Below are 24,780 nucleotides of genomic sequence, written 5' to 3' on the forward strand. Positions count from 1 at the left end.
GTGACTCCGGTCCCGGAGCTCCTCGCCGACCCGGACGATCCCCGCCTCGAGCCCTACACCCGGATGCGCGAGCGCGACCTCGTGGGCCGCGCCGGGCGCTTCATCGTCGAGGGCGAGGTGACCCTGCGGCTGCTCCTCGGGCGCCGCAGCCGCTTCCGCGCCGAATCGATCCTCCTCGCGCCTGAGCGCTGGCCCGGACTCGCCGCCGACGTCGCCGCCGCCGCGGAGCCGCCGCCCGTGTTCGGCGCCTCGAAGGCGGTGATGAGCGCCGTGACGGGCTTCCCGATCCACCGCGGGGTCCTCGCGGTCGGCCTGCGCGGGCCGGAGCCCGGCGCGGCCGACCTCGTACCGCCGCCGCCCGCCCCCGCCCTCGTGGTCGGCCTCGCGGGCCTGACCAATCACGACAATGTCGGCGCCGCCTTCCGCAACGCGGCGGCCTTCGGGGCCGACGCCGTGCTCCTCGACGGGGCGAGCTGCGACCCGCTCTACCGCAAGAGCATCCGCGTCTCCGCAGGGGCCGCCCTGATCCAGCCCTTCGCGCGGCTGCCGGAAGGGCAGGACTGGCTGCGGCTCGCCGAAACCCTCGATCTCCAGCCGCTGGCCTTCAGCCCGGGGGCGACCGAGACTCTGGACACGCTCGACGTCCCGGCGCGCGCGCTCCTGATCCTCGGCACCGAGGGACCCGGCCTCGATGCGGCGACGCTGGCCCGGGCGCGTCCGATCCGGATCCCGATGGCCGCCGGCTTCGACTCGCTCAACGTCGCCACCGCGGCGGGCGTCGCCCTCTACACCATCGCGCGCGGCCAGGGGCGCCTCGGCAGGCTGTGAACGCGCCGCAACGACAGCTCCCTTCGCCCGGGCCGGCCGTTTCCTGAACTCAGTATTCTCCGCGCGGACGCCGCAGAATAGGGCCGGCGCACAATCGTCCGCCTGCAACACATGGACATCTCGACGCCAGGCGCGGGTGTGCGCAAGCTGAGATCTCAAGACCGTCACGACGCCGCGCCGGATCGCATGTCGAGTCTCCCGACGCTTCACTTCAACACCGATCACCTCGACCCCGCGCAGGCCTTCGCGGCCTGGCGCGATCTGATGGCACCCATCGTTCGGATCGAGCAGATCAAAGGGGCTCCGGTGCCGCGCGGGAACCTGTCCTGCACGGTCCTGGGGGATATCCTCGCCAGCCGGATGGTCTTCTCGGCCCAGCACATGGTCCGCGATCGCCGCCACGCCGCGGCGACGCCGGATCACTTCACGTTCATGCTCTACGTGTCGGGTGGCCTGTCCGGGGACGTCGCGGGCAGCCCGGTGGTGCAGCAGCGCAACCGGATCATGGCCGCCAATATGGGCCGGGAACTCGATGCCCGCGGGGTGAGCTCCAGCGCGATCGGGCTGACCATCCCGCGACGCCTGCTGGCTGACTGCGCGGTCGAGCGGATCCCGATCTTCCTCGACAGGGAGCGGAACCGTCTGCTCGTCGCCCGGCTGCACGCCCTGTACCGCCGGCTGCCGACGGCCACCGCCGACGACGAGCCGGCGATCGCGGGTGAGTTGACCGGTTTCGTCCGCCGCCTGTTCGATCCGTCCGCGGCCTCGGACGTGCTGCAGGGCCCGGAATTGGATGCCGGCTTCGTCGCCCTCGTCGAGCGCCTGATGGATCTCCACCTGGCCTCGCCCGACCTATCGCCGGACCGCCTCGCCGACGGGGTGGGCGTCTCGCGGACCGTGCTGTACCGCGCCTTCCAGAACGTCGGCGGCGTCATGCACCGCGTCTGGGAGAAGCGGTTGGAGGCGATCCGGATCGCCCTGGAGGATCCGCTCGAGACGCGGTCGCTCGCGCGCCTGGCGAGCGAGCACGGCTTCAAGGATCCCGCACACCTGAGCCGCGCCTTCCGCGCTCGATTCGGGGTGACGCCGCGGGAATGGCGCCAGACGCGGAGGCCTCACGGCACCCGGACGTTCGAGCAGACGCCCGCCCAGGCCCACGCCTGGTACGAGCGTCTGGGCCAGCGCTGACGCGCCCGCTCCACCGAGGACGGCCCGACGCGCGATCCGGCGCTGGCGAGGCCGCCGGCGAGGCAACGGGCGGTCCGCGACGCGGCTCGCCTCGAGAAACCTTGCGGATGTGTATCCACGGTATGATCGTATACACCGTTGTGCGCGCGACAAACGGCTGCAATTGCCGCGCGATGATGCGAAGCTAGCTTGGCTGCACGGGGTATCGGGATTCTGTGAGGAGTCGGGGACGTTGCTTCAGTCTGGGGATGGGTTGCGGGCGCTGACCGGACGCCGGGTGGCCGTGGTCGGGGCCGGACCGGGCGGACTGGCCGCCGCCCTGCTGCTCGCGCGGGCCGGGATCCACGTCACCATCTTCGAGAAGGACCCGCAGGTCGGGGGTCGGACGAAGACCGTCGAGGCTCCCGGCGGTTACCGGTTCGATATCGGCCCGACGTTCTTCCTCTATCCACAGATTCTTGCGGATATTTTCGCGAGCTGCGGCGAGCGGCTGGAAGACCACGTCAAGCTCGAGCGGCTCGACCCGCAGTACCACCTCGTATTCGAGGGCGCGGAGGGGATCTCGGGAACGATCCGCGCGACCGGCGACGTCGAGCGCCTGGAGCGCGAGATCGCCCGCCTGGCGCCGGACGACGCCAAGAACGTCAAGGCCTTCTTCTCCGAGAACCGGACCAAGCTGAACTACTTCAAGCCGGTCCTCGAACAGGCCTTCCACACCCTGCGCAGCATGGCGAGCCCGGCCATGCTGGCCGCCCTGCCCTACCTGCATCCGGGCCGGAGCGTGGACCGAGACCTCAAGCGCCACTTCGCCGACCCGCGGGTGCGCCTCGCCTTCTCGTTCCAGACCAAGTATCTCGGCATGTCGCCGTTCCGGTGCCCGAGCCTGTTCACCATCCTGTCGTTCCTCGAATACGAGCACGGGGTCTATCACCCGGTAGGCGGCTGCGGCGCCGTCTCCGAGGCGATGGCGGGCTTGGCCGGCCGCATGGGCGTGGACCTCCGGCTCAACAGCAACGTCGAGGAGGTGCTGTTCGACGGCAAGCGCGCCACCGGCTTGGTGGCGGACGGCGAGACCTTCAACGCCGACGCGGTGCTGATCAACGGTGACTTCGCGAAGGTCGTGCGCGCCCTCGTCCCGGAGCGGCACCGGCCGCGCTGGCGCGACGCCAAGATCCGGAAGGCTCGGCTCTCCTGCTCGACCTTCATGCTGTATCTCGGCCTCGAGGGGAAAATGCCCGACAGCCTCGGGCATCACACGATCCTCTTGGCCGACGGCTACGAGAAGAACATCCGCGAGATCACGGAGGGCACGCTGCCGATGCAGCCGTCCCTGTACGTGCAGCACGCGGGCTACACGGATGGCGGCATGGCGCCGCCCGGACACACGGCCCTCTACGTGCTTGTGCCGGTGCCCAACCTGAAGGCGGGGATCGACTGGGCGGCGATGCGGGAGATCTACCGCGCCCTGGTCCTGGAACGGCTGAAGCTCCTCGGAATCGACGATCTCGAGTCCCGCATCCGCTACGAGCGGATCATCGACCCGACCCAGTGGGAAGAGGATTTCGCCGTCCACGAAGGCGCCACCTTCAACCTCGCCCACGACCTGATGCAGATGCTGTATTTCCGGCCGCACAATCGTTTCGGACCGGGGCTCTACATCGTCGGTGGCGGCACCCATCCGGGCTCCGGCCTGCCGGTGATCTACGAGGGAGCCCGCATCTCGGCCCGGCTGCTGATCGAGGAGCTTGCCGGTGCCCGCGCCGCCGCCGCGGCCGGCATCCCCGACACCGCCCCGCTGGCCACCTCCAGCGAGGCCTCGTGAGCGCGGCGACCGACCGGAGCCTTCTCCGGAGGCCGAGAGGACGCGTGACGGTTGCCGTGGCGGCCTGGTTCTGCGCCGCGACCCTGCCCGCCTGGGCCGCCGCGGTGCAGGTCGAGGTCGACGGCATCGAGCCCGGGGGCGGCCAGGTGCGCGTCGCGCTCTGTCAGGGCGGTCTCTCGGAGACGTCGTGTCTCCGGGGGGACGACGCGCCGGCCACCGCTGACCGGGCGCGGTTCACCTTCCGGGATGTCCCGCCGGGAACCTACGCGGTGGCGGCCTACCAGGACGCCAACGGCAACGGGCGCCTCGACCGCACCGGCCTCGGCCTGCCACTCGAGCCCTACGGCTTCTCGGGGGCCGTCGGGCGGCGGGCGCGACCCGACTTCGCCGAGGCGGCCTTCGCCCTCCGGGAGCCCGGCGCCGCCGTACGGGTGCGCCTCGGCCGTGCCCTGCCGGGTCGGTGAACCGATGGACGCCCCCCTCGTCCGGCTCGCGGGCGTCGGCCTCGACCTCCGCGGCCGACGGGTGCTGGATCAGGTCGATCTCGACCTCGGCACTGGCGACACCCTGGCGCTGCTCGGACCGAACGGGGCCGGCAAGTCCTCGCTGATGCGCCTCGTGGCGGGGCGCCTCGCCCCGAGTGCGGGATCGGTGCGCGTGGCCGGAGCGGACCCGTACCGCGCGGGACAGGCCCGACGCGCCATCGGATGGGTGCCGCAGGAGATCGCCCTCTACCCGCGGCTGACGGTGTCGGAAAATCTCGGCGTGTTCGGGCAGCTGGCGGGGGTTTCCCGCCGCGACCGGAAGGCGGCCGTGGAGGCCGCCCTGGCCATGGCCGACATCGGCGACGTGGCTCGGCGCCCGGTCGGCGTCCTGTCGGGCGGGTACCGGCGCCGGGTGAACATCGCCGCGAGCCTGATGAACCGGCCCCGGCTGGTGCTCCTCGACGAGCCGACCAGCGGCGTCGACCTCGCCGCGCGGGCCGCGATCCACGTGGTGCTCGACCGCCTGAAGGCCGCCGGCACCGCGATCCTGATTGCCACCCACGATTTCGCCGAGGCGGAACGCCTCGCCTCCCGGGTCGCGTTCCTGGCCCAGGGCCGGGTCGTGCGTGCCGGCCATCTCGCCGACCTGCTCGCGCAGTTGCGCACGGGCGCGCCCGAGCGGGAGCTGAGCCTCACCGGCCCGGTGACGGGACAGGCCGAGGGCGCGCTGCGCCGGGCCGGCTTCGTGCCCGCCGAGGCTGGCGGCCTCGTCTGGCGGTCGGTCGAACGGGCCGGCCTCGACGGCGCGGCACTGCTCGGCGCCCTACGCGCCCAGAACGTGCCGGTGGCCGAGATCCGGGTGCGGGCGCCGCGGCTGGAGACGCTCTATCTCGACGCCCTCCGCCCGCGGGAACTGACGGATCCCGAAGCCACCCCGCTCCGGGTCGGGGCCGCCGGATGATCGCTGCCGCCTTCCGGGTGATGCTCCTGACCCTCCTGCGCGACCGGGCCGCGCTGGTGATGGCTTTCGTGCTGCCGACCGTGATCTTCTCGATCTTCGCGGCGATCTTCTCCGGTGCGATCGGCGACCGGATCCGCATCCATCTCGGCTTGGCCGACCTCGTCCACACCGCGGCGACACAGCGCCTCGCCGACGCGCTCGCGGCCGATCCCTCGCTCCGGGTGACGCGGCTGCCCGCGACCGACATCGACGCCGTGGCGCAGGCGGTGCGGGCCGGCGAGGTCGATGTGGCGCTGGTCCTGCGCGGAGACCTGATCGCCGCCCCTGCTGAGGCCGCGCCCGGTTCCGCGGACCAGCCGGTGGTGCTGGTCGAGAACCCCGCCAAGGCGCTGGCGACACCGATCGCCCTCGGCCAGCTCCAGCGGGTCCTGAACGAGGCGCTGCCCGACGTGGTCCTGTCGCGGGTCGTCGCCGACGTCGAGCGCACGGGCAAGATCGGTCCAGACGAGCGCCGGTTCCTCGACGAGGCCTTCGCCGAGCAGCGTGCCAAGAAGGAACCGTTCAGCTTCGCCTCCCTGGTGGAGCGCCGCAGCACCGCGTCCGGGACCGCCAATGCCCGGGTGAGCTACTACGCCGGCGCGATCACCGCGGTGTTCCTGCTCTTCGCCGCCATGCAGGGCGCCATGTCCCTGGTCGAGGAGCGCGAGACGGGCCTCACCGAGCGGCTGATGGCCGGGCCGGGTGGATTGCCCGTCGTGGTGCTCGGAAAGTTCGCCTTCCTGACGCTGCAGGGGCTCGTCCAGGCCGGACTGATCTTCCTGGCCGCCGCGCTTCTCTACGGCGTCGAGATCGGTCCGCACTGGCCGGCCTTCCTGGCCGCCTGCCTGCTGGTCTCCGCGATGGCGGCCGGTCTGGCGCTCGCGGCCTGCGCGCTCGCGGCCTCGCGCCAGCAGGCGCATCTCGCCTCGACCTTCGGGGTGCTGCTGCTCTCGGCGGTCGGAGGCTCGATGGTCCCGCGGTTCCTGATGCCGCCCTGGCTGCAGCAGGCCGGATGGCTCACCCCGAACGCCTGGGCGATCGAGGCCTACCAGAGCGCCCTGGGCGAGGGCTTCTCCGCCGCGGCCCCGGCCCTGGGCGTCCTGGCGGCGCTGACCCTGGCCGGTCTCGCGTTCGCCCTCGCGCTGGCGGCGCGGCGGACGGCCTAGGTCCCGGCGTCCCGACCCGGACGGCCCTACTCCACGTAGACGCCGGCACCGACCAGCGCCTCCACGCCGGCCACGCGCGTCGCGCAGACGTAGCTCCATTTCACGCTCGGCGCCGACTGGCCGGGCTTCGGGAACATGTAGTCGACCCATCCGGACCCGAACCGCGTGACGGCGTCGATGAAATCGTGGTGGAACTGCTTCCCGTCGGCGTCGCGCTCGTGGAGCAGGTCGTGGCCCTCGCGGTTCGGATGGGCGGCGTTGAAGAGGACGATCCCCCGCAGGTCGACGACGAACAGGTAGACGTCCCCGTATCGCCAGGTGCTCCCCTTGCGCCGGAACGCGTCGAACGCCCGCGCGCCCTCGGCCTCCAGCATGTCGGCCGCCCTGTTGACCAGGGCCTCGATCTCGGCCGCCTGGTGCAACGGCGGGGGTGATCGCCGGGCGGTGGCCGGGATGGCCAACCCCAGGCCGAGCAGCACGACCCCGACCAGCAGGGTTCTCGACAGGCCGTCGCACCGTCGCGTCACCGGCAGGCGGGGATCTGCGCGCCTCGCGTGGCTCGCCCGATCCTCCGGGGAAGCCTTAGGAATGCGCCTCGATGCCATGGCCCGCGTACCCGCCGCGCCGCCGGAGGAAGAGCAGCCAGTTCCGCTTCCGCGGAGGGGACGGAGGTGGGGACGGGCCGACCGCGTTGGGCAGGGCCAGGAACGCCAGCCGCCTGCGGTGCCGATCGATGATGCGGTCGAGGTTCCGCAGCGCCGCGAGGCCCTGGTTCGCCATCAGGCAGTGCCCCTCGCAGGCACCTCTCCGGTCCAGGTCGGCAACGATGTTCTCCGCGTGAGCGAGGATATCCCGGGCTTCCGCGCAGTAGAGCTCCACCTCGGCGAGATCTGGCATCCTGTCCTCCGCGCTGATCGTTCCTCGGAGTCCGAGACGGCAGGGGTAAACCCGGCCTCGCGGGGCGCATCACCCGTTTGGAGGAGTCGGGCCCGATTTCAGCGCCCGCCTCCCGCGACGATCCGCGCCGTTCCTGCGACGCGGTGCGCACCGACATAGAGGCGCCTCCGCTACGGCCGCGCTCCCCGGTATCCCGCATGCTCCGCCTGCTCATCGCCGACGGCAACGATCGCGCCGCCCGCGACCGCCACGTCGCGGCCACCGGACGAACCTCGGCCGAGTCCTACGCGGCGGTGGTGCGGGACCTCGCGCCGGGCTCCGTCTGCCGGCACGTCAACGCCGCCGACGCCGACGCGGCCCTGCCGGCGGGTCTCGCGGAGTTCGATGGCCTGATCTTCACCGGCTCGACCCTCAAGGTCTCGGAGGGCACGCCGGCCGTGAACCGGCAGCTCGACCTGATGCGCGCGGCCTTCGAGGCCGGGCGCGCGGTCTTCGGCTCGTGCTGGGGCGTGCAGGTCGCCGCCACGGTGGCGGGTGGGCGCGCCGCCGAGAACCCCCGCGGGCCGGAATACGGCTTCGCCCGGGCGATCACCCCGACCGAGGAGGGCCGGACTCACCCTCTGCTCGCCGGACGGCCGGCGACCTGGGATGCCCCGGCGATCCACTCCGACGCCGTCCTAGAGCCGCCCCCGGGCGCCCGCGTGCTCGCCGGCAACCGCGTTCTCGGCATCCAGGCCCTCGAGATCCGCCGGGATCGCGGCTGGTTCTGGGGGACGCAGTATCATCCCGAGCTCGACCTCGACGAGCTGGCCGCGATGCTGCGCCTCTGCGACACCGCCATCGTCGAGGCGGGACTCGCCGAGAACTCGCGGGCCGTGGCCGCCTATGCCGACGAAGTCGCGACGCTCCAGGGCCACGACCCGGAGACCGCGCGCCGCCTGGCCTGGCGTCACGGCGTCGGGCCCGAGGTGCTGGAGGCCGGGCTCCGCCGGCGTGAGATCGGGAACTTCCTGGCGCGCCTGTCCACAGGCGAGCGCCGCCACTAGGCGACCGCGACCGGGTGGCGCGTTGACCCGCCCGGCCCCAGGTCTAGCTTCGCTCTGCGGGCCACGCCTTCCTCGGCCCGGGGAGCCAGCCAGCAGGATGAGCCAGGATTCCACGGTCGCCGTCATCGGCAGCGGGCTCGGCGGACTCGCCGCCGCGTGCGTAGCGGCCGCGCGGGGCCACCGCGTGACGGTCTACGACAAGAACGGCTGGCTCGGCGGAAAGGCGGCGGTGCTCCACGAGGGCGGCTTCCGCTTCGACATGGGGCCGACGATCCTGACCGTGCCCCGGGTGCTGGAGCGGATCTTCGCGGAGTCCGGCCGCTCGGTCCACGACTACATGGACCTGCGCCGCCTGGACCCGCAGTGGCGCTGCTTCTTCGACGACGGCACGCATATCGACCTGATGCAGGACGTCGAGCGGATGGCCGGCGACATGGAGCGCTTCGCCCCCGGCACCGGCGAGGGCTACAAGAAGTTCATCACCATCTCCGAGCATCTTCACGGCGTGTCCGAGAAATTCTTCTTCTGGAAGCCGGTCGAGGACCTGTTCGACACGATCAACATCCGCGCCAACATGAACCCGGGCACGCTGCGCGACGTACTGTCGCTGCGCATGCACGCCTCGGTGGCCTCGACGATCCGCGGCAAGGTCAAGGACGCGCGGCTCGCGCAGATGCTCGACCACTTCGTGCAGTATGTCGGCTCCTCGCCCTACGGCGCGCCGGCGGTGCTCTGCGCCATCGCCCACATGCAGACGGCCGACGGCGTCTGGTACCCGATGGGCGGCACCCGCGCCGTCGCCGAGGGGCTGGCGAAGCTCGCCCAGGAACTCGGCGCCACGTGCAAGACCGACACCGAGGTGACCGGGATCGAGACCGCCAACGGCGCGGTCCGGGGCGTGCGGACGGCCGCGGGGGTCACGCCCTACGACGCCGTGATCTCCAACATGGACTCGGTCCGCACCTACCGGGAGCTCGTGGGCGGCGAGGCCGCCAAGGCCTACGCCAAGAAGAATCCCGAACCGGCCTGCTCGGGCGTGGTGCTCTATCTCGGCCTGAACAAGCGCTACGAGCACCTCAACCACCACGACTTCGTCTTCTCCCGCGACCCGGAGGAGGAGTTCGACTACATCTACAACAAGGGCGAGCCGGCCCCGGACCCCACCGCCTATCTGGCAGCTCCCTCCTCCACCGATCCGAGCGTGGCGCCCGAGGGCGGCGAGGCGCTCTACGTCCTCGTGCACACGCCGTATCTGCGGCCGCACCACGACTGGCGTCCGGACGGGCCGCTGTTCCAGAACTACCGCCGCACGATCCTCGACAAGCTCAAGCGCACCGCCGGCATGCCGGATCTCGAAGAGCGTATCGTCGTCGAGCGCCACCTCACGCCGCAAGACATCCACGAGCGCTACAAGGTCCTGAACGGCGCGATCTACGGCCTCGCCTCCCACGGGCGCGTCATGGGGGCGTTCAAGCCCGGCAACCGGTCGCGGCAGGTGCGCGGCCTCTACCTCGCGGGCGGCGCCGCCCATCCGGGGCCCGGCATGCCGATGGTGATGATGTCGGGCTGGATCGCCGCCGACGCGCATGACCAGGACGCGCGCGGCGCCCTGCGCGCCTCGGCGTGACCGCGACGCCGCCATCTCCGCCCCCCGGTACGGGGGGCGCGAGAGGCGCGCACGGCGCCCCCCTGCCCTCGGTCTCGCCCCGGATCCGCGCCTTTATGGTGGCGTGGTTCGAGCGATACCTGCACCGCCACCTCGACGCCCTGCGGCTGCCCCTCTGGAGCACGCCGCCTGACGCGAACCATCCCGGCGCGATCGTGGTCTACTGCAACCATCCGGCCTGGTGGGACGCCGCGCTGATCATCGTGCTGGGCGGCCGGCTCTATCCGGAGCGGGCGAGCCGCGCGCCGTTCGACGCCGCGATGCTGGCGCGCTACCGCATCTTCGAGCGGATCGGGGCCTTCGGCGTCGACCTCGACAGCCCGCGCGGGGCGGCACAGTTCCTGGCAGCCGCACGGTCGATCCTCGGAGCCCCCGACGGCATGCTCTGGATCACCGCGCAGGGCCGCTTCGCCGATGCCCGCGCGCGGCCGCTGGCCCTGCGTCCCGGCGTCGCGCGGCTCGCCGAGATCGCCCCCGACGCGCTCTTCGTCCCGCTCGCCGTCGAGTACACCTTCTGGGACGAGCGCGGCGCGGGAGCCTTCACGGCCTTCGGGCCGGGGATCGCCGGATCCGAACTCGCCGCGCTCCCGCGCGATCAGCGCCTCGCGCGCCTGGAATCCGAACTGACCCGAACCCTCGACCGCCTGAGCGCCGACGTGATCAGCCGGGAGCCCGGACGCTTCCGCACGCTGGTTTCCGGCCGGAAGGGCGTCGGCGGCCTCTACGACCTGTGGCGGCGCCTGTCGGCCCGCCTCTCCGGCCGCCGGTTCGATCCGGCGCACCGCGCCGCGGGCGGTCAGGATCGCGCCGGATGAGACCGCCCGCGCGCGCCAGATCCCGCCCGATCCCCTATCGTGGCGCGCACCCCTGCCGGCGCAGACGATGACCGACTCGATCCTCACGGCCCTGGCGTACCTCTGCCTCGCCACCGCCCTCCTGCCGGCCATCCTGGCGGCGGTGAATCTCGCGGTCCTGCGCCAACCCGCGGTGGAGACCGGGGCCGGTCTCGTCTCGATCCTGATCCCGGCGCGCAACGAGGCCGGCAACATCGACGCCACCGTGCGGGCGGCGCTCGCCAGCGCCGCGGTCCCGGTGGAGGTGATCGTCGGCGACGACCATTCCACCGACGCGACCGCCGAGATCGTGCGCGCCGTCGGCGACCCGCGCCTGCGTCTCGTCCCGGTGCCGGCCCTGCCCGACGGATGGACGGGCAAGAACCACGCCTGCAGCCACATGGCCGGGCTCGCCCGCGGCGACCACCTGCTGTTCATCGACGCCGATGTGCGCCTCGAGGCCGGGGCAGCCGCCGCCCTCGCGGCGCAGGCTCGCCGCACCGGCGCGGCCCTCGTCAGCGGCGTGCCCCGGCAGCGGACCGACACGGTGGGTGAGATGCTGACGGTGCCGATGATCGACTTCCTGCTCCTCGGCTTCCTGCCCGTGCCGCTGATGCGCCGCCTGTCCGACCCGTCGCTCGGCGCGGCCTGCGGTCAACTGATCCTGATGGATCGGGGGGCCTACGCGGCCACCGGTGGCCACGGCGCGATCCGCACCTCCCTGCACGACGGAGTCCGCCTGCCCCGCTTGTTCCGGGCCGCGGGCTACCGGACGGATCTCGTGGCCGCCGCCGCGCTGGCCACCTGCCGGATGTACAACGGCTTCGCCCAGGCCTGGGCCGGCTTCTCCAAGAACGCCCACGAGGGCATGGCCACGCCCCGCGCCCTTCCGATCTGGACCTTGCTCCTCGGCTGCGGTCAGATCCTGCCGCCGCTCCTCGTCCTGGCCGGGCTGCTCGGGCTGCTGCCGGCCTCCGCCCTGACCCCGGCCGTGCTGGCCCTCGGCCTGTCCCTGGCGACCCGAACGGCCGTCACCGTCGCGGTCCGGGCCCCGTGGGCGACGATCCCGCTCCACCCCGCGGCGGTCGCGGTGGCCCTGGCGATCCAGTGGAACGTGCTCCTGCGCCGCGAACGGGCCGGCGCGGCGACCTGGAAGGGCCGCAGCTATCCGGTGAGCGGCGGCTGACCCGCGCGGGCCGGCGGAACGAGTGTCGCCGGCCCGCACCGCGCTTCAGGGCTGGGACGGCTGGCACGGATCGGTGGAGCGGGCCTTTCCGGCCTGCGGCTTCAGCGAGACGATGAGCTGCACGTTCGGCACGTCGCCGACCTGCCGGGTCAGGTGTCCGACATGGCCCTCAGGCCCCTGCGGTGTCGATCCCATATCGGCGTTGAATTCCACCTCGCCGGGGCCCTGCTCCAGCACCGACCCGTCCGTAGCCTCCACGGACCAGCGGCCCGACAGGGTGATCACCCATTGGGGACCCGGCGCCGTGTGCCACGTGCCGACATAGCCGACCGGCAGGACCGCGTACTTGATCGACGTCACCTCACCCGGCGGAAAGCCGACATATTGCGGCGCTGCCGGAGGCGCGTAGCTCTTGAAGATGAAGTTCTTCAGGTCGCAATACTGGACATGGCTGTGGCCCTTGTCGTCGGCATAGAGGACACCGTACCGCAAGGCGGGCGGATCGGCCGATGCGAGGCCGGCGGGACCGGACGGCGCCGGCGCGACGGTCATCAGCGGCTCGCTCTTCGGCGCCCCGGCCGCTTGCGCATGCACGGCGCCCGCGACTGCGGCGAGCAGGACCAACCCCAACCGTCCTGCATTCCTGAAACGTCCCATGATTTTCCTCCGCGTCGCATCGCGTGCGGTGTACGCACGGAGGTTTTCTAGCCAAGCACACCAGATGAATTCAATCCTATACTCCAATCAGTCAGTATAAATTCTCGTTCCATAATTCAAGATCGGATATTTTTAGCATAGATTCGTATATTTATGTCTTTTTAATTCGACTCCACGACTACGCCAATGGCACCAGTGTCCGACGAGCCATTGTGGCGCCCGCACCGACGGCAAAGCGCGCTTGTCCACAGCCGTCTGGACCCTGTCCGGCACACTGCCGGAACCGGCCGGAAGGGTCAGGGTGGGAAGCAGCGCGGCGCAGTCTGCCGGATCAGTCCGCCTGGGTCCCGTTCTCGAACGACTTACCGGGCTGCGTCTCCGCCAGGATCCAGGCGGCCGTGTCGGCGTCCGCCCCGGCGACCGGCAGATGCAGGATGATCGGCGTGTCGTAGGGGTGGCGGGCCTTCAGCGCGACCGCCAGCGCGTCGGCCAGACCTTCGCGGCTCTTGAGGATGGCTGCGACCTCGGCACCGCGCTCCACCGCACCCTTCCAGCTGTAGACGGACTGCATGCCCGGTAGCACGTTGATGCAGGCGATGAGTCGCTCGCGGACCAGCGCCTCGCCGATGTTCAGCGCCGAGGCGAGGTCGGGAAAGGTGGTGTAGACGAGGAGCGGACGCTCCATGCTATGCCTCCAATTGCGCGTGTGCTCGCGGAGTGAGGCGCATGCCGGGCAAGGACGTCAACCGGGCGGTTCGCTCGTCAGACTGGAGCCGTGACGTGAACCCTGAGGCGATCCCGACGCGCCTGCGCGGCTGCGCCTGATCCATGCCGCGTTTCCAGAAGATCGCCTTCGTGGCGAGCCCGACCGGCTACGCCCGCGAGGCCGCGGCCGCCCTGATGCGGCGCTACGACCACGTCCCGCCCGAGGAGGCCGACGTCGTCGTGGCCCTGGGCGGTGACGGCCTGATGCTCCAGGTGCTGCACCGCTTCATGGACCACCCGAAGCCGATCTACGGGATGAACCGCGGCACGGTCGGCTTCCTGATGAACGAGTTCCGCGACGACGACCTCTTGGAGCATCTGGAGAACGCCCAGCGCAGCGTCATCCACCCGCTCGTGATGGACGTGCTCGACACGGAGGGCCGATCCCACCGGGCGCGGGCGATCAACGAGGTCTACCTGCTGCGCCAGACCCACCAGACCGCCAAGCTGAAGATCGCCGTCGACGGCAATGTCCGGCTCGACCTGCTGATCGCCGACGGCGTGCTCGTCGCCACCGCGGCGGGCTCCACGGCCTACAACCTGTCGGTCGGGGGACCGATCCTACCGCTCGACGCCAAGCTTCTGGCGCTGACACCGATCTCGGCCTTCCGCCCCCGGCGCTGGCGCGGCGCACTTCTGCCGGACTACGCCCGGATCCGGATCGACGTCCTCGACGCCCCCCACCGCCCGGTCGCGGCGGTGGCCGACCACACGGAGTTCCGCCGGGTCTGCACGGTGGAGACCTCCCTCGACCGCGCCACCGAGCTCGTGCTGCTGCACGATCCCGGCCACAGCCTCGACGAGCGCATCCTGCGGGAGCAATTCGGGTGAGTCTGCACATCCGGGCCGCGCAGGCGGCCGACCACGCGGCCATCACCGGCATCATCGTGCCGACCGTCCGGGCCGGTGAGACCTACGCGCTGGACCGCGACCTCGGCGAGGCCGAGGCTCTCGCGTACTGGACCGGCCCTGACCGCGAAACCTTCGTGGCCGAGGAGGCAGGGACGGTGCTCGGCACGTACTACCTGCGCGCGAACCAGGCTGGCGGGGGCGCCCATGTCGCCAATTGCGGCTTCATGACGGGAGCGGCCGCCCTCGGCCGCGGGGTCGCGCGGGCCATGTGCGCGCACGCCCTCGACCGGGCGCGGGCGCGGGGCTTCGTGGCGATGCAGTTCAACTTCGTGGTGAGCACCAACGCCCGGGCCGTCCGGCTCTGGGAGAGCTTCGGCTTCGACGTGGTCGGCCGGCTGCCGGGCGCCTTCCGGCACCCGACGCTCGGGCCGGTCGACGCGCTGGTGATGTTCCGGACGCTCTGAGGCGCCCGGATCAGGCCTGCGGGGCCGCGACGAGGTCACCCTCGCGGATCGCCCGCTCGCCGGTCTTCGTCCGGATCCGATAGCTCGGCTCGCCGGTCTGATCCGCCGGCATCAGCCGCAGGATCTCGAACACCTCGGCCTCGCCCGTCTCGCCCGGGATGCCCAGGCGGGACCGGCAGACGCGCTCGCCGACCTTGAACTTGTGGGACATGCCGAGCTCCTGGACGGGCATCGCTGCGGAACGCGCCTCAGCGCTTCTTCTGAGCCTTCGCCTTGCGGGCGAGATAGCGCGCGTCGCGCTGGGCCTTCTGCTCGGCCTGCAAGGCCTTGGCGCGCTCCTGGGCGGCCAGCTGCTCGGCGTGCTTGCGCTCGATCTCGGCGAGGCGTTCCGCCTCGGCGAGGGCGGCGGCGCGCTCGATCTCGGCCTGACGCTGGGCGGCGCGCTCGGCAGCGCGGACTTCGCGGGCATCGACCACAGCGCGGCGGGCGGATTGGCGGGCGAGGACGGCCGGGTCGTCGGCGGACGGGCGGGCCCGGAACCGGGCCAGCATCTCGGAGCGCGCCTTGGCGGCGGTCTCGAGGCGATCGGCGACACCCTGCTTGTTCAAAAAGCTCACAGACACTCCTGGATCGGGTGCGGCGAAGGCCGTCACCCGCAGAGGGGGGTTAGAAACACGATGGCAGATACGAAGAAGCCGCTCCCAGAGGAGCGGCTTCCGGAGAAACGCTGAGGACGGCGATCAGGCCGTCTGGAGCTGACCGGCGGACTGCTTGCCGCTGCGACGGTCGGTCTCCAGCTCGTACGTGACCTTCTGGCCCTCGTTCAGGCCGCGCAGGCCGGCGCGCTCAACGGCCGAGATGTGGACGAACACGTCCTTGCCGCCGTCATCCGGCTGGATGAAGCCGTAGCCCTTGGTCTCGTTGAACCACTTGACGGTTCCGGTGCTCATGGAAGTCCTTGATCTTCGCAGGCATAGTGAGAGATGGCACCCGCCCGAACGAGGGGGCGCCGGCATCGACCGATAGCGATAGGAAAGTCAGAACCGCCCTGCGAAGGCGTAACGGTCCAAGATATCCGGACACGTGCCGATGCGGTAGAAGTAGACCGCCGGCGGTTCTTTGGCAAGCGCAGAGAAATATTTCCCTCGGCCAGCGCCGGAGCGATGCGGGAAACTCTTTCCGGAAATTCCGGTTGAGCGGCGCCGGAACGGTCGCTTGAACAACGGGATAAGGGATTTCAATACGGCGCGTCCGCGCGAAAGCTGTGCTGCCGACCGGACGATCGGACGCGGCCGACATGCGCCCCGTGACGCGGGTTCGCTCAGGCCGGGACGAGGCGCAGGATCCCTTCGCCGCGCCGGTGGCCGACGGCCGTCACGGCGACCTCGCGCGCACCGCCGGCGGCGACGAGGGCGGCGGCAAGGGCCGCCCCGAACGGCGCCGCCACTTCGAGTCCGTGCCCGATCACGTCCCCGAGGGCGCGCAGGCGCGCGCCCGGTGCGAGCCGCGCCAGCGCGCCGCGCTCCTCCGCGGTGATCGGGGCCACGCCGGTAGCGCCGGACAGGACGGTGTCGGGAGCCGAGAGGCCGGCCTGTCGCCAGAGCGTCACGAGGCTGCCGGCGACACTGCCCGGCGCGCGCCGGGTCCGATCGCTCGCCACCGGCTCCAGCCGGGCCAGGGCGCGGGCGCCGCGCGCCGCGGCGTGGGCGGCGGATTCGAGCATCAGGAAGGCCGCGCAACTCCCGAGGATGAACCCGCCCGCCCCGCCACCGGACTCGCCCCGCGCGAAGACCGGGCGGTAGGCGTCGCGGGCGAGGTAGCCGCCCATCTCGTGGATCACCAGAACGTCCGGCCGCTCGGCGCTGTAGGAGCCGCCGACCAGGATCGCGTCGATCTGGCCCGACGCCACCCGTGCCTGGGCGATCCGCAGGGCGTCGACCCCGGCGGATTCCTCACCCATGAACGTGCGCGAGGCGCCCGTCACCCCGTGCACGATGGCGATGTTGCCGGCGAGCAGGTTCGAGAGCTGGGCGAGGAACAGGGTCGGGCGGAGATCGTTCTGGAGCCGCTCGTTCAGGTAGGCGCCCGGATCGGCGGCGTCGCGCAGGCCGGTCAGGATCGCTCCGTCCGCCGCGTAGTCGCGCTCGCCGCCGCCCGCGGCCACGACGAGGTGGAGCGCCTGCTTGAAGGCGGCGTCGTCCTTCACGCCCGCCGCGTCGAGGGCGAGGCCGGCGGCGTAGACGCCGAGCCGCTGCCACGCCTCCATCTGGCGCTGGTCGCTGCGCTTGGGGATCTGGCCGTCCCAGACGATCGCCGGGGCCGGATGGACCGGATAGGGCGCGAAGGTCTCGCTGTCGGTGCGCGGGGCCGCCTCCCCGGCGAGGGCGGCCAGGTGGGCGTCGACGCCCTCGCCCGCGCAGGAGACGAGGCCGAGACCGGTGACGACGACGGGGCGGCTCATGGCTGGCTCATGGCTGGCTCATGGCTCGCGTTCGGCCGGAGCCGGATCGGGGAACAGGCCGATGGTCCGCGCGCGCTCGCGCATCGGCGCGTCGAGTCCGTCCGGGAACGGCATGGTGCGGAAGCGGAGTTCCGCGTCGCACAGCGCCTTGCCGTCGTGGCTGATCGCCGCCCTGGTCACCGCGTAGCCCGAGCCGTCGTGCTCGAGGGTGGCCGTGACGAGGAGGTCCGCGCCGGGCCCGACGAAGGACCGGAAGCGCGCCTTGTCGACCCCGGTGAGGAACGGCATCCGGGCGAAGTCGAGATGGGCGAGCACGAGATACCCGGAGGCCTGGGCCATCGTCTCGGTCAGGAGGACCCCCGGCACGAGGGGGTGGCCGGGGAAGTGGCCCTCGAAGACCGGGCTCGCCATCGGCACCCGGGCGAGCGCCTCGATGCGGCCGGCGGCCCTGTCGAGGAGCCGCACGGAGTCGATCATCTCGAAGTATTCGAGGCGCATGACGGGTCGGATCGGCCTCGGTTCAGACCTTGGCGGCCTTCTCGGCCACGAGGCCGTCGATGCGCGCGCACAGGTTCTTGAGGACGAAGTACTCCTCGGCCGGGACCTTGCCCTCGTTGACCTCCTGGGTCCACCGCTCGAGTGGCAGCTTGATCCCGAAGGCCTTGTCGACCGCGAAGGCGATGTCGAGGAAGGCGAGGCTGTCGATGCCGAGGTCGTCGATGGCGTGACTCTCGGGCGTGATCTTGTCCCGCGGGATGTCGGCGGTCTCGGCAATGATGTCGGCCACGCGCTCGAAGGTGGCGCTGCCGTGGGCGGGCTCGTCGGACATGTCTTCTCGCGGGCTGTTCGAGTTCCGGATCGGTCGTGCGGGAGCCCCCTCGCCGCCCGGGCGGCCGCCCGACGCGTGGACGGGGCCTGGAACGCGGCCCGGTCGAATGGCGGCGACCTCTACACGAGGGTGTCAGAAGCGGCAACCGCGGCGCTTCCCCGGCGTTTCAGCGCCTGTCCACAGGCGTGCGCCGCCGGGTGCGGGGACGCGCGTACGCTCCGGACGCGCCGGCCCTAGCTTGACGGCGAGACGAGGCGCGTCCTCAGGAGACCAGACGGATGCCACCGATCACCAAGCCCGCCGCCCCGCCGGCGCGCGTCGAGACGCCGCCCCTGCCGCCGCAGGAGCGCGCGCGCTCCCAGGGAGCGGCCCGGGTCCTGCTGGTCCTGACCCTGACGGCGCTCGGCCTCTGGATCCTGCACGAGTTCCTGCCGGCGCTCGCCTGGGCGGTGGTCCTGGCGATCGCCCTCTGGCCTGTCTACCAGCGGCTCGAGCACCGTTTCCCGCCGGGCAAGCACAACATCCTCCTGCCCACGCTGATGACCGCGGCCGTGGCGCTGGTCTTCCTGGCGCCGCTCGCGATCCTCGGCATCCAGGCCGCCCGCGAGGCCCACGACGTGGCCGAGTTCGTTCGGAACGCCGAGGCGAACGGGGTGCCGGCGCCGGAATTCCTGCAGCACCTGCCCTACGGCGCCGCGCAGGCGACCGCGTGGTGGAACGACAATCTCGGCCACGCGCAGGCGGGCTCCGACCTGCTGCGCCGGTTCGAGAACCACTCGGTGCTCGGGGCCTCCCGCAATGTCGGCCGCGAGGTGCTGCACCGCATCGTCCTGTTCGGCTTCAGCCTCGTGGCGCTGTTCTTCCTGTTCCGCGACTGGCGGACGGTGCGGAACCAGTCGCTCACCGCCTGCCACCGGCTGTTCGGGCCGCGCGGCGAGCGCGTCGCCCGCCAGATGGTGGCCTCCGTGCACGGCACGGTCGACGGGCTGGTGCTGGTCGGCCTCGGCGAGGGCTTCGTGCTCGGGATCGTCTACCACTTCGCGGGCGTGCCCCACCCGGTCCTGCTCGGCGCCTTCACGGCGGTGGCGGCGATGATCCCGTTCGGCGCCGCCGTGGCCATCGCGATCGCGGCGCTCCTCCTGGTGGCGGCCGGGTCGGTGACGGCGGCTCTCGTGGTGGCGGCGGCGGGCCTCGTCGTGACCTTTGTGGCCGACCACTTCATCCGCCCGGCGCTGATCGGCGGCACGACCAAGCTGCCCTTCCTGTGGGTGCTCCTCGGCATCCTCGGCGGCGTCGAGACCTTCGGGCTCCTCGGCCTGTTCCTCGGGCCGGCCGTGATGGCCGCCCTGGTCCTTCTCTGGCGGGAATTCACCGAGGGACAGGACGCGACGGCCTGAGCCGCCGGAGCGACTAGTCGGCCGCGCTCGTGCCGGCCGCGGCCTCGACTCGGCGCCGGTCCTGGCGCCAGTCGGCCGGCTTCTCGAAGGTGCCGGCCCAGATGCCGCGGCGGGTCGCCCAGGCGTGGCCCTCCTGGCGGATATAGGGCGCCGTCACTTGACGGTTGGCCAGCGCCAGGCCCTGCCCCACCATCCAGGCGGACAGGTCCTCGCCGTGGACGTGGCAGATCCCGGTGACGCGACCGGGCACGCCGCCCTCCCGCCGCTCGCACGTGACCGCGCCGCCGCCGATCCGCGCGCGCAGGGCCTGCGCGGCCTTGCTGCCGCAGCGATACTCCTGGCCATTGGCGGTCTCGCAGCGCTGCGCGGTCTCGGGAGCGTCGATACCGTAGAGGTTGATACGCGTGCCCTGCACCTCGATCGTGTCACCGTCGATCACGGTCGCGGGGCCGCTGACCGTCCCGGCCGCGGCCGCGGGGCCGCAGAGGAGGAGCAGGGCGAGCATCGGTCTGATCATAGCGGGAATGTCCACGCGCGTGGCGAGTCAGCTGGTGACGGGGGCGTCGAGGCCGCGACGGTGCCCGGCCAATGTGGCGAATTTGCCGGGCGACCGAATCGGCCTCGAGAGCGCGATGCCGAGTTTCGACCGCCGTGGTTGCCAAAGCGTTCCGCCCGTCGGAGCGAAGCTTGGCAACGGAACGACGGCCCGGAGCCGCTCGTTATGAAACATGACCTTTCTCAAGACCCTGCTGGCCAGCCTGGCCCTGTGCGCGGCTCTCCTCGTCTGGGCCGGCCTCTCGATCGGCCCGGAGCGGCCGACGGGCCGGACCAGTCCGGGCCTGACCACCGCCGCGGTGCTGGCCAGCGACGGCATGGGGCCGGACGGTCGACCGGGCGAGCCGGCCGCGGCCCCCGGCGGCCCGGATCGGGGCGATCTGGATCGAGCGGCTCTGGACCGGCTCGCAAAGCGGGTCTCCGGCGAGGTCCGCGACGCGTCCGCCGCGGGGACGCCGGCCGGCTGACCGGTCAGGAATCCGCGCCACGCCCGCTCAGGTCCGGTACTTGCCGTTGCGCTTGATGAGCACGCGGGTGCCCACCGGCACGCGCTCATACAGGTCGGCGATATCCTCGTTCAGCATCCGAACGCAGCCTGACGACATCTGCTCGCCGATGCTCCAGGGCTCGTTGGTGCCGTGGATGCGGAACAGGATGTCGCGGTTGCCCTGGTAGAGGTAGAGGGCGCGCGCCCCGAGGGGATTGTCGAGGCCGCCCTTGCGGGTGCGCGGCAGGTCGGGATGCAGCGAGACCATCGTGACGGTCGGGCTCCAGTCCGGCCAGACGCCCTTGCGCCCGACCCGAGCCTCGCCCTTCCAGGAGAAGCCGGCCTTGCCGACGCCGACACCGTACTGCATCGCCGTGCCGTCGGCCTGGACCAGGACGAGCTGCCGCTTGTCGATGTCGACCACGATTGTCCCCGGCTGCTCGGGGCCGTTGTAGCTCACCTGCTGGCGGCGGTACTTCGGATCGAGGCGCTGGGTGTCGACCAGCGGAATGTCGAAGGGCTTGTCGGGCTTGCTGCCGACGTACCACGCCGCCTCGTCGTCCTGGGCGACCTGGACCGGACGGGTCTGGCAGGCCGCGACGGGCGCGATCGCCACGACGGCGAGGAGGATTCGCGAGAGAACGATCCGGCGCAGGCGGCTCCAGGCCGAGGGAAGCGTGGCGATCATAGGTCCTGTCGTGCGGGATACGGTCGTCGCGCCATGCCTACCGCCTCTGCGCCTGTGACGATGTAGCTTTTGCGCCGCAGCCGGCCGCGCGCGGGCCGCTCCCACGGCCACGGTTGTGCCCTAATTCTGAATCGCAGCGGTGCTCTACTGCGCCCGGAGCGGAGGTGAACGATGGCCGAGACCGAAACTCTTCCCACCGAGGCGACGGTCGCTCCCGATGTCCCGCTCAGCCCGGCGATACACCTCGATCACTGCGTGATCCACGTGAGCGACTGGGCACGCTCGAACGCCTTCTACCGCGACGTGGTGGGTGCCGAGATCCTCGAGCGCGGTCCCGGCTTCGCCTACCGGTTCGGCGGCGTCCAGCTCAATTGCCACGGGCCGGGCGTCGAGCCGGTACCGGTCGCGGCGAAACCCGTCCAGCCGGGCAACAGCGACCTGTGCTTCCGCTGGTCGGGCGCGATCGAGACCGCCATCGCGCATCTCGAGGCCGCCGGGGTCCCGGTGGAACTCGGCCCGGTGGAGCGGCACGGCGCCGCGGGCGCGGGGATCAGCGTCTACTTCCGGGATCCCGACGGCTCGCTCCTGGAATTCATCACCTACGCGGGATGATCAGCCCCGGCTCTCCGCCAGCGCCTGGTTGGTCTGCTCCAGCCGCAGCGCCAGCACGCGCATCAGGGCGATGCTGATCTGTGGAAACTGGGCCAGCAGTTCCAGGAACACCCCGCGGTCGATACGCAGGGCGGTCACCGCGGATTGCGCCGTCACGGTGGCGGAGCGGGGCTGCTCGGCCAGGATGCCCATCTCACCGACGAGGGCGTCCTGGCCGAGCAGCGCCAGCCGCACCGGGCCGGCGGGACCGTCGATGCTGACGTCCGCCGTACCCGAGAGGATCACGTAGGCCGCATCCGCGACGTCGCCGCGGGCGAAGAAGCGTTGCCCCGGCTCGAAATGCACCCGCTCGCTGGTGAAGGCCAGGAGCTTCAGGCGCGCCGGTTCCACCTCGCGGAACAGCGGCACCTGCTTCAGGGAGGAAACCTCGGTGTCGAGGGTCATTCGGGGGCTCCGCGACGGGTCTCACGCCCAGGACGGCGGGGCCGGACGGGCCCGCTTATCCATGCGGTTCGTCAGGCACTTGTCCAGCCCCGCGCCTTACGCAACCTGTCGGTGTGGTCTCGGCGCCCTCCTGGCACTGTGCCTCGTCCTGTCGCCGGAGCCGGCAGCGGCCCGCCTCGTCAAGGCCGACCTCGCCCGCGTCGCGGTCGCGCCGCCCCCGGGTGCCCGGGCCCCGCTCGACCTCGCCGCCACCGACGCGCGCACCGACCGGCCGACCACCCTCGGGCAGGCCCTGGGCGGCCGCGCGGCCCTTCTGCTGCCGGTGGATTACACCTGCGGGAACGTCTGCGACCCCATGCTGTCCCTGTCGGTGGACGCGCTGGCGGCCACCGGCCTGCCGATCGACGACTACGCCCTCGTGCTGGTCGGGATCGATCCCCGCGACGACGCCGCGGCCGCCCGGCGCATGCTGGCGGAGACGCTCGGGAATCGGGCGGGATCCGTCCGGCCCCGGGCGCTCATCGTGTCGGACGCCGCGCTCGCGCGCCTCACCGGCGCGCTGGGCTATGAAGCTGTCTACGATGCCGGGACCGACAGCTTCGCGCATCCCGCGGCGGCGCTTCTCCTCACCGCCGACGGCCGGGTAGCCCGTGTGCTGTCGCCCCTGGCGCTGACCGGGCGCGACCTGCGCCTCGCCCTGACGGAAGCCGGCGAGGGCCGGGTCGGCAGCATCGCCGACCGGCTCACCCTGCTCTGCTACGGCTACGATGCCGCGCGCGGCGTCTACACGCCCCTCATCCAGCGGATCCTGACGGTGGCCGGGATCGTCACGATCCTGGCGATCGCCCTTCTCGTCGCGGGCCTGACGCGCCTCGCGCACCGGCGCCGGACCTGAGAACGCCCTCGCCCGGCTCAGCGCTTCGTCGAGAGCCCCTGTCCCCCGGGAGGGGGCGCGTCGCGCTTGAGACTGGCATTCAGGTGCGGCGAATCCGTCGGCTCCTCGCGGGTGGTCGGGGTGGCGGAATCTTCCGGCGCCGGCATCGGCGGCAGCGGCGGCGTGTTGGGCTGCGTGGCCTGTGCCCCCGGAGCGGCATCCTTGACCATGTTGCGGTTCGTCATGCGCGAAAACCCTTCTCTCGTGCCGTGAGGCCGCGCCGTCCGCCCGGGACGAGTCGCCGGGCCTCCGGGCCTGTCGGACCCGACGCGGACTTCAACCAAGGTCGAATGTCGACCAACGCGGCACACAAGTCGGGGTTGCTGCCAAGCTTAGCTGTCGGAAGCTTGAGCAGGTCTCGGGACAGGAACCTTGGTTATTGCTGAAGGTTGTTGCGGGGTGAAGCGAAGCCTGAGGAGGAACTGATGGCGTCCGGAAATTCGACCTCGAAGCGAGGCTTTGCCTCGATGGACCTGGAGCGGCAGCGCGAGATCGCCAGCAAGGGCGGCCGCAGCGTTCCGGCCGAGAAGCGCTCCTTCTCGCAGGACCGTGAGCTCGCCTCGTCCGCCGGCCGCAAGGGCGGTCAGTCCACGGGGACCGGCCGGGCTGAGTGAGGCCGCTGCCGTTTCGTACCGCGTAGCGGCGCCGCGTCCCTCGGGACGGGCGCCGTTTTCGTTTCAAGTTTAGGCTGCGGATCGCGATCTAGGGCCGATCCACACAGCATAAAGGCCCCGCCGAGACGGCGGGGCCTTCTGATTTCCAGACCTGTCGGCGCCGATCAGGAAATGCAGCGGCCGGGGGTCATGCGGCGCGCCTCGGGACCGACCAGGGAGCTCAGCGCCGCCTCGCACCCTTCGCGCATGCGCCGTGGCGGCTGCCGCAGGATCGGCTTGATCTCCAGATCCTGCGCCTCGCCGGCCACCGGGGCGTTCCGGCTGTCGAGGCGCTGCACCCCCGCCACCCGCGTCGGGCTGATCGACAGCGACACGGGGCGCATCCCGGGCAGCGGCGCCGAAATGGTCTGCGCGGTCGGGACCGGCATCGTCCACCGATCCGCCGTGTCGCGAACCACCGGCTGGACCAGAACGGTGAGAAGAGCCGCAGGAGCACTCACGCCCAGGATGAAACCAGACCGCAGCATCGCCTCGACCTCATTGCGAGAGCTTGACAGGATGTTCGTACAACGCGCCCTGCAATCGCAGGTTCCTAGACTGTCTCGCGTCTACGAATCCTGAGTATTCGAACGCAGCTCGGCTGTTGGTGCGGCGGCGCACGCCCGCTATCCACAGCCACGGTTCGTGGCAGAAAAAGCACGCCTCACGAAAAAGCGCCCATTCTGGAACCTCCCGCGCCGGCACCCGTTCTCTGTGCACCCGGCCACCTGGTCCTCCCCGCATTCCCCTTGTGCATCGGCCGGAACCTTCGCGACGGGCTGGAGCTCTCTCCGGCCCGTTTTTTTGTGCGCGGCGTCCGACGAGGGCGTGCGGACCGACAACAAAAAAAGCCCCGGCGTGAGCC

32 protein-coding genes are annotated in these 24,780 nt (G+C 71.6%); 17 read left to right on the forward strand and 15 right to left on the reverse strand.

Going from position 1 to position 24,780, the window contains the following annotated elements:
- The 6 genes from ACX9MN_RS22595 to ACX9MN_RS22620 all read left to right on the forward strand — a co-directional run bounded on the left by ACX9MN_RS22595 (position 1) and on the right by ACX9MN_RS22620 (position 6,489).
- Positions 1 to 828: a TrmH family RNA methyltransferase gene (locus ACX9MN_RS22595; RefSeq protein ID WP_489725515.1), complete on the forward strand. Its 828-nt coding sequence runs from the start codon at positions 1 to 3 to the stop codon at positions 826 to 828.
- 186 nt (positions 829 to 1,014) lie between these two features.
- Complete coding sequence (locus tag ACX9MN_RS22600; RefSeq protein ID WP_489725516.1) at positions 1,015 to 2,016, forward strand: helix-turn-helix domain-containing protein; 1,002 nt, start codon at positions 1,015 to 1,017, stop codon at positions 2,014 to 2,016.
- Between the two features lie 232 nt (positions 2,017 to 2,248).
- Positions 2,249 to 3,838, forward strand: coding sequence for a phytoene desaturase family protein (crtI, locus tag ACX9MN_RS22605; RefSeq protein WP_489725517.1), 1,590 nt, complete (start codon positions 2,249 to 2,251; stop codon positions 3,836 to 3,838).
- Between the two features lie 44 nt (positions 3,839 to 3,882).
- Positions 3,883 to 4,302: a DUF2141 domain-containing protein gene (locus ACX9MN_RS22610; protein WP_100250552.1), complete on the forward strand. Its 420-nt coding sequence runs from the start codon at positions 3,883 to 3,885 to the stop codon at positions 4,300 to 4,302.
- A gap of 4 nt (positions 4,303 to 4,306) precedes the next feature.
- The gene (locus tag ACX9MN_RS22615; RefSeq protein WP_489725518.1) at positions 4,307 to 5,284 is read left to right on the forward strand and encodes an ABC transporter ATP-binding protein; all 978 of its coding nucleotides are present in this window, start codon (positions 4,307 to 4,309) and stop codon (positions 5,282 to 5,284) included.
- Positions 5,281 to 6,489: an ABC transporter permease gene (locus ACX9MN_RS22620; protein WP_091926493.1), complete on the forward strand. Its 1,209-nt coding sequence runs from the start codon at positions 5,281 to 5,283 to the stop codon at positions 6,487 to 6,489. The genes ACX9MN_RS22615 and ACX9MN_RS22620 overlap by 4 nt, the downstream gene beginning before the upstream one ends.
- Positions 6,490 to 6,515: 26 nt before the next feature.
- Here the strand turns inward: ACX9MN_RS22620 and ACX9MN_RS22625 are convergent, their stop codons facing one another.
- Both ACX9MN_RS22625 and ACX9MN_RS22630 read right to left on the reverse strand, forming a co-directional pair.
- Complete coding sequence (locus ACX9MN_RS22625) at positions 6,516 to 7,016, reverse strand: cache domain-containing protein (protein WP_489725519.1); 501 nt, start codon at positions 7,014 to 7,016, stop codon at positions 6,516 to 6,518.
- Positions 7,017 to 7,071: 55 nt separating this feature from the next.
- Positions 7,072 to 7,386 carry a hypothetical protein gene (locus ACX9MN_RS22630; protein ID WP_489725520.1) on the reverse strand — a complete coding sequence of 105 codons (315 nt, stop codon included), beginning with the start codon at positions 7,384 to 7,386 and terminating at the stop codon, positions 7,072 to 7,074.
- Positions 7,387 to 7,583: 197 nt separating this feature from the next.
- Here ACX9MN_RS22630 and ACX9MN_RS22635 point away from each other — a divergent pair, with 197 nt between their 5' ends.
- The 4 genes from ACX9MN_RS22635 (at position 7,584) to ACX9MN_RS22650 (ending at position 12,117) form a co-directional block, all read left to right on the forward strand.
- A complete protein-coding gene (locus tag ACX9MN_RS22635) occupies positions 7,584 to 8,432 on the forward strand; it encodes a type 1 glutamine amidotransferase (protein ID WP_331300279.1) in 849 nt (282 codons plus the stop codon).
- 97 nt (positions 8,433 to 8,529) lie between these two features.
- A complete protein-coding gene (locus tag ACX9MN_RS22640) occupies positions 8,530 to 10,059 on the forward strand; it encodes a phytoene desaturase family protein (protein WP_020090860.1) in 1,530 nt (509 codons plus the stop codon).
- Positions 10,060 to 10,154: 95 nt separating this feature from the next.
- Positions 10,155 to 10,913 carry a lysophospholipid acyltransferase family protein gene (locus ACX9MN_RS22645; protein ID WP_489725521.1) on the forward strand — a complete coding sequence of 253 codons (759 nt, stop codon included), beginning with the start codon at positions 10,155 to 10,157 and terminating at the stop codon, positions 10,911 to 10,913.
- Positions 10,914 to 10,980: 67 nt separating this feature from the next.
- On the forward strand, positions 10,981 to 12,117 hold the full coding sequence (locus ACX9MN_RS22650) for a glycosyltransferase family 2 protein (RefSeq protein WP_100250546.1): 1,137 nt from the start codon (positions 10,981 to 10,983) through the stop codon (positions 12,115 to 12,117).
- 45 nt (positions 12,118 to 12,162) lie between these two features.
- Here ACX9MN_RS22650 and ACX9MN_RS22655 read toward each other — a convergent pair whose 3' ends face one another.
- On the reverse strand, positions 12,163 to 12,669 hold the full coding sequence (locus tag ACX9MN_RS22655) for a cupin domain-containing protein (protein WP_170862894.1): 507 nt from the start codon (positions 12,667 to 12,669) through the stop codon (positions 12,163 to 12,165).
- Between the two features lie 436 nt (positions 12,670 to 13,105).
- Positions 13,106 to 13,459 (reverse strand): divalent-cation tolerance protein CutA, encoded by a 354-nt coding sequence (gene cutA / locus ACX9MN_RS22660; protein ID WP_100250544.1) that lies wholly within the window; start codon positions 13,457 to 13,459, stop codon positions 13,106 to 13,108.
- Between the two features lie 143 nt (positions 13,460 to 13,602).
- Between cutA and ACX9MN_RS22665 the strand changes: the two genes are divergently transcribed.
- A complete protein-coding gene (locus ACX9MN_RS22665; RefSeq protein WP_020090865.1) occupies positions 13,603 to 14,370 on the forward strand; it encodes an NAD kinase in 768 nt (255 codons plus the stop codon).
- Between the two features lie 2 nt (positions 14,371 to 14,372).
- On the forward strand, positions 14,373 to 14,855 hold the full coding sequence (locus ACX9MN_RS22670; protein ID WP_489726345.1) for a GNAT family N-acetyltransferase: 483 nt from the start codon (positions 14,373 to 14,375) through the stop codon (positions 14,853 to 14,855).
- 10 nt (positions 14,856 to 14,865) lie between these two features.
- Here the strand turns inward: ACX9MN_RS22670 and ACX9MN_RS22675 are convergent, their stop codons facing one another.
- The 6 genes from ACX9MN_RS22675 to ACX9MN_RS22700 all read right to left on the reverse strand — a co-directional run bounded on the left by ACX9MN_RS22675 (position 14,866) and on the right by ACX9MN_RS22700 (position 18,145).
- On the reverse strand, positions 14,866 to 15,066 hold the full coding sequence (locus ACX9MN_RS22675; protein WP_026604574.1) for a hypothetical protein: 201 nt from the start codon (positions 15,064 to 15,066) through the stop codon (positions 14,866 to 14,868).
- 37 nt (positions 15,067 to 15,103) lie between these two features.
- Positions 15,104 to 15,472, reverse strand: coding sequence for a DUF6481 family protein (locus ACX9MN_RS22680; protein ID WP_026604575.1), 369 nt, complete (start codon positions 15,470 to 15,472; stop codon positions 15,104 to 15,106).
- A gap of 123 nt (positions 15,473 to 15,595) precedes the next feature.
- Positions 15,596 to 15,805 carry a cold-shock protein gene (locus ACX9MN_RS22685; protein WP_020090869.1) on the reverse strand — a complete coding sequence of 70 codons (210 nt, stop codon included), beginning with the start codon at positions 15,803 to 15,805 and terminating at the stop codon, positions 15,596 to 15,598.
- A gap of 371 nt (positions 15,806 to 16,176) precedes the next feature.
- On the reverse strand, positions 16,177 to 17,316 hold the full coding sequence (locus ACX9MN_RS22690) for a beta-ketoacyl-ACP synthase (RefSeq protein ID WP_489725522.1): 1,140 nt from the start codon (positions 17,314 to 17,316) through the stop codon (positions 16,177 to 16,179).
- Positions 17,317 to 17,334: 18 nt separating this feature from the next.
- Positions 17,335 to 17,814 carry a 3-hydroxyacyl-ACP dehydratase FabZ family protein gene (locus ACX9MN_RS22695; protein WP_091979267.1) on the reverse strand — a complete coding sequence of 160 codons (480 nt, stop codon included), beginning with the start codon at positions 17,812 to 17,814 and terminating at the stop codon, positions 17,335 to 17,337.
- 22 nt (positions 17,815 to 17,836) lie between these two features.
- Positions 17,837 to 18,145 carry an acyl carrier protein gene (locus ACX9MN_RS22700; RefSeq protein WP_010683687.1) on the reverse strand — a complete coding sequence of 103 codons (309 nt, stop codon included), beginning with the start codon at positions 18,143 to 18,145 and terminating at the stop codon, positions 17,837 to 17,839.
- A gap of 278 nt (positions 18,146 to 18,423) precedes the next feature.
- Between ACX9MN_RS22700 and ACX9MN_RS22705 the strand changes: the two genes are divergently transcribed.
- Positions 18,424 to 19,542, forward strand: coding sequence for an AI-2E family transporter (locus tag ACX9MN_RS22705; protein ID WP_489725523.1), 1,119 nt, complete (start codon positions 18,424 to 18,426; stop codon positions 19,540 to 19,542).
- Between the two features lie 13 nt (positions 19,543 to 19,555).
- Here ACX9MN_RS22705 and ACX9MN_RS22710 read toward each other — a convergent pair whose 3' ends face one another.
- Complete coding sequence (locus ACX9MN_RS22710) at positions 19,556 to 20,047, reverse strand: thermonuclease family protein (RefSeq protein WP_020090874.1); 492 nt, start codon at positions 20,045 to 20,047, stop codon at positions 19,556 to 19,558.
- A gap of 223 nt (positions 20,048 to 20,270) precedes the next feature.
- Between ACX9MN_RS22710 and ACX9MN_RS22715 the strand changes: the two genes are divergently transcribed.
- Entirely contained in the window at positions 20,271 to 20,564 is a 294-nt protein-coding gene (locus ACX9MN_RS22715; RefSeq protein WP_489725524.1) for a hypothetical protein, read from the forward strand.
- Between the two features lie 27 nt (positions 20,565 to 20,591).
- On the opposite strand, the gene ACX9MN_RS22720 is transcribed toward ACX9MN_RS22715, so the two are convergent.
- A complete protein-coding gene (locus ACX9MN_RS22720; protein ID WP_091676243.1) occupies positions 20,592 to 21,272 on the reverse strand; it encodes a L,D-transpeptidase in 681 nt (226 codons plus the stop codon).
- Between the two features lie 171 nt (positions 21,273 to 21,443).
- Between ACX9MN_RS22720 and ACX9MN_RS22725 the strand changes: the two genes are divergently transcribed.
- Entirely contained in the window at positions 21,444 to 21,884 is a 441-nt protein-coding gene (locus ACX9MN_RS22725; RefSeq protein WP_020090877.1) for a VOC family protein, read from the forward strand.
- Here ACX9MN_RS22725 and ACX9MN_RS22730 read toward each other — a convergent pair whose 3' ends face one another.
- The gene (locus ACX9MN_RS22730) at positions 21,885 to 22,328 is read right to left on the reverse strand and encodes a cyclic nucleotide-binding domain-containing protein (protein ID WP_020090878.1); all 444 of its coding nucleotides are present in this window, start codon (positions 22,326 to 22,328) and stop codon (positions 21,885 to 21,887) included. It abuts the gene before it with no gap.
- A gap of 79 nt (positions 22,329 to 22,407) precedes the next feature.
- On the opposite strand from ACX9MN_RS22730, the gene ACX9MN_RS22735 reads away from it, so the two are divergent.
- Positions 22,408 to 23,223 carry a thioredoxin domain-containing protein gene (locus ACX9MN_RS22735; RefSeq protein ID WP_489725525.1) on the forward strand — a complete coding sequence of 272 codons (816 nt, stop codon included), beginning with the start codon at positions 22,408 to 22,410 and terminating at the stop codon, positions 23,221 to 23,223.
- 17 nt (positions 23,224 to 23,240) lie between these two features.
- Here the strand turns inward: ACX9MN_RS22735 and ACX9MN_RS22740 are convergent, their stop codons facing one another.
- Positions 23,241 to 23,447: a hypothetical protein gene (locus ACX9MN_RS22740; RefSeq protein WP_020090880.1), complete on the reverse strand. Its 207-nt coding sequence runs from the start codon at positions 23,445 to 23,447 to the stop codon at positions 23,241 to 23,243.
- Between the two features lie 240 nt (positions 23,448 to 23,687).
- On the opposite strand from ACX9MN_RS22740, the gene ACX9MN_RS22745 reads away from it, so the two are divergent.
- Positions 23,688 to 23,876, forward strand: coding sequence for a con-10 family general stress protein (locus ACX9MN_RS22745; RefSeq protein ID WP_010683678.1), 189 nt, complete (start codon positions 23,688 to 23,690; stop codon positions 23,874 to 23,876).
- A 164-nt stretch (positions 23,877 to 24,040) separates the two neighbouring features.
- Here ACX9MN_RS22745 and ACX9MN_RS22750 read toward each other — a convergent pair whose 3' ends face one another.
- Complete coding sequence (locus ACX9MN_RS22750; RefSeq protein WP_020090882.1) at positions 24,041 to 24,304, reverse strand: hypothetical protein; 264 nt, start codon at positions 24,302 to 24,304, stop codon at positions 24,041 to 24,043.
- Between the last annotated feature and the right edge of the window lie 476 nt (positions 24,305 to 24,780).

It is taken from the genome of Methylobacterium sp. 1A (assembly GCF_058072805.1).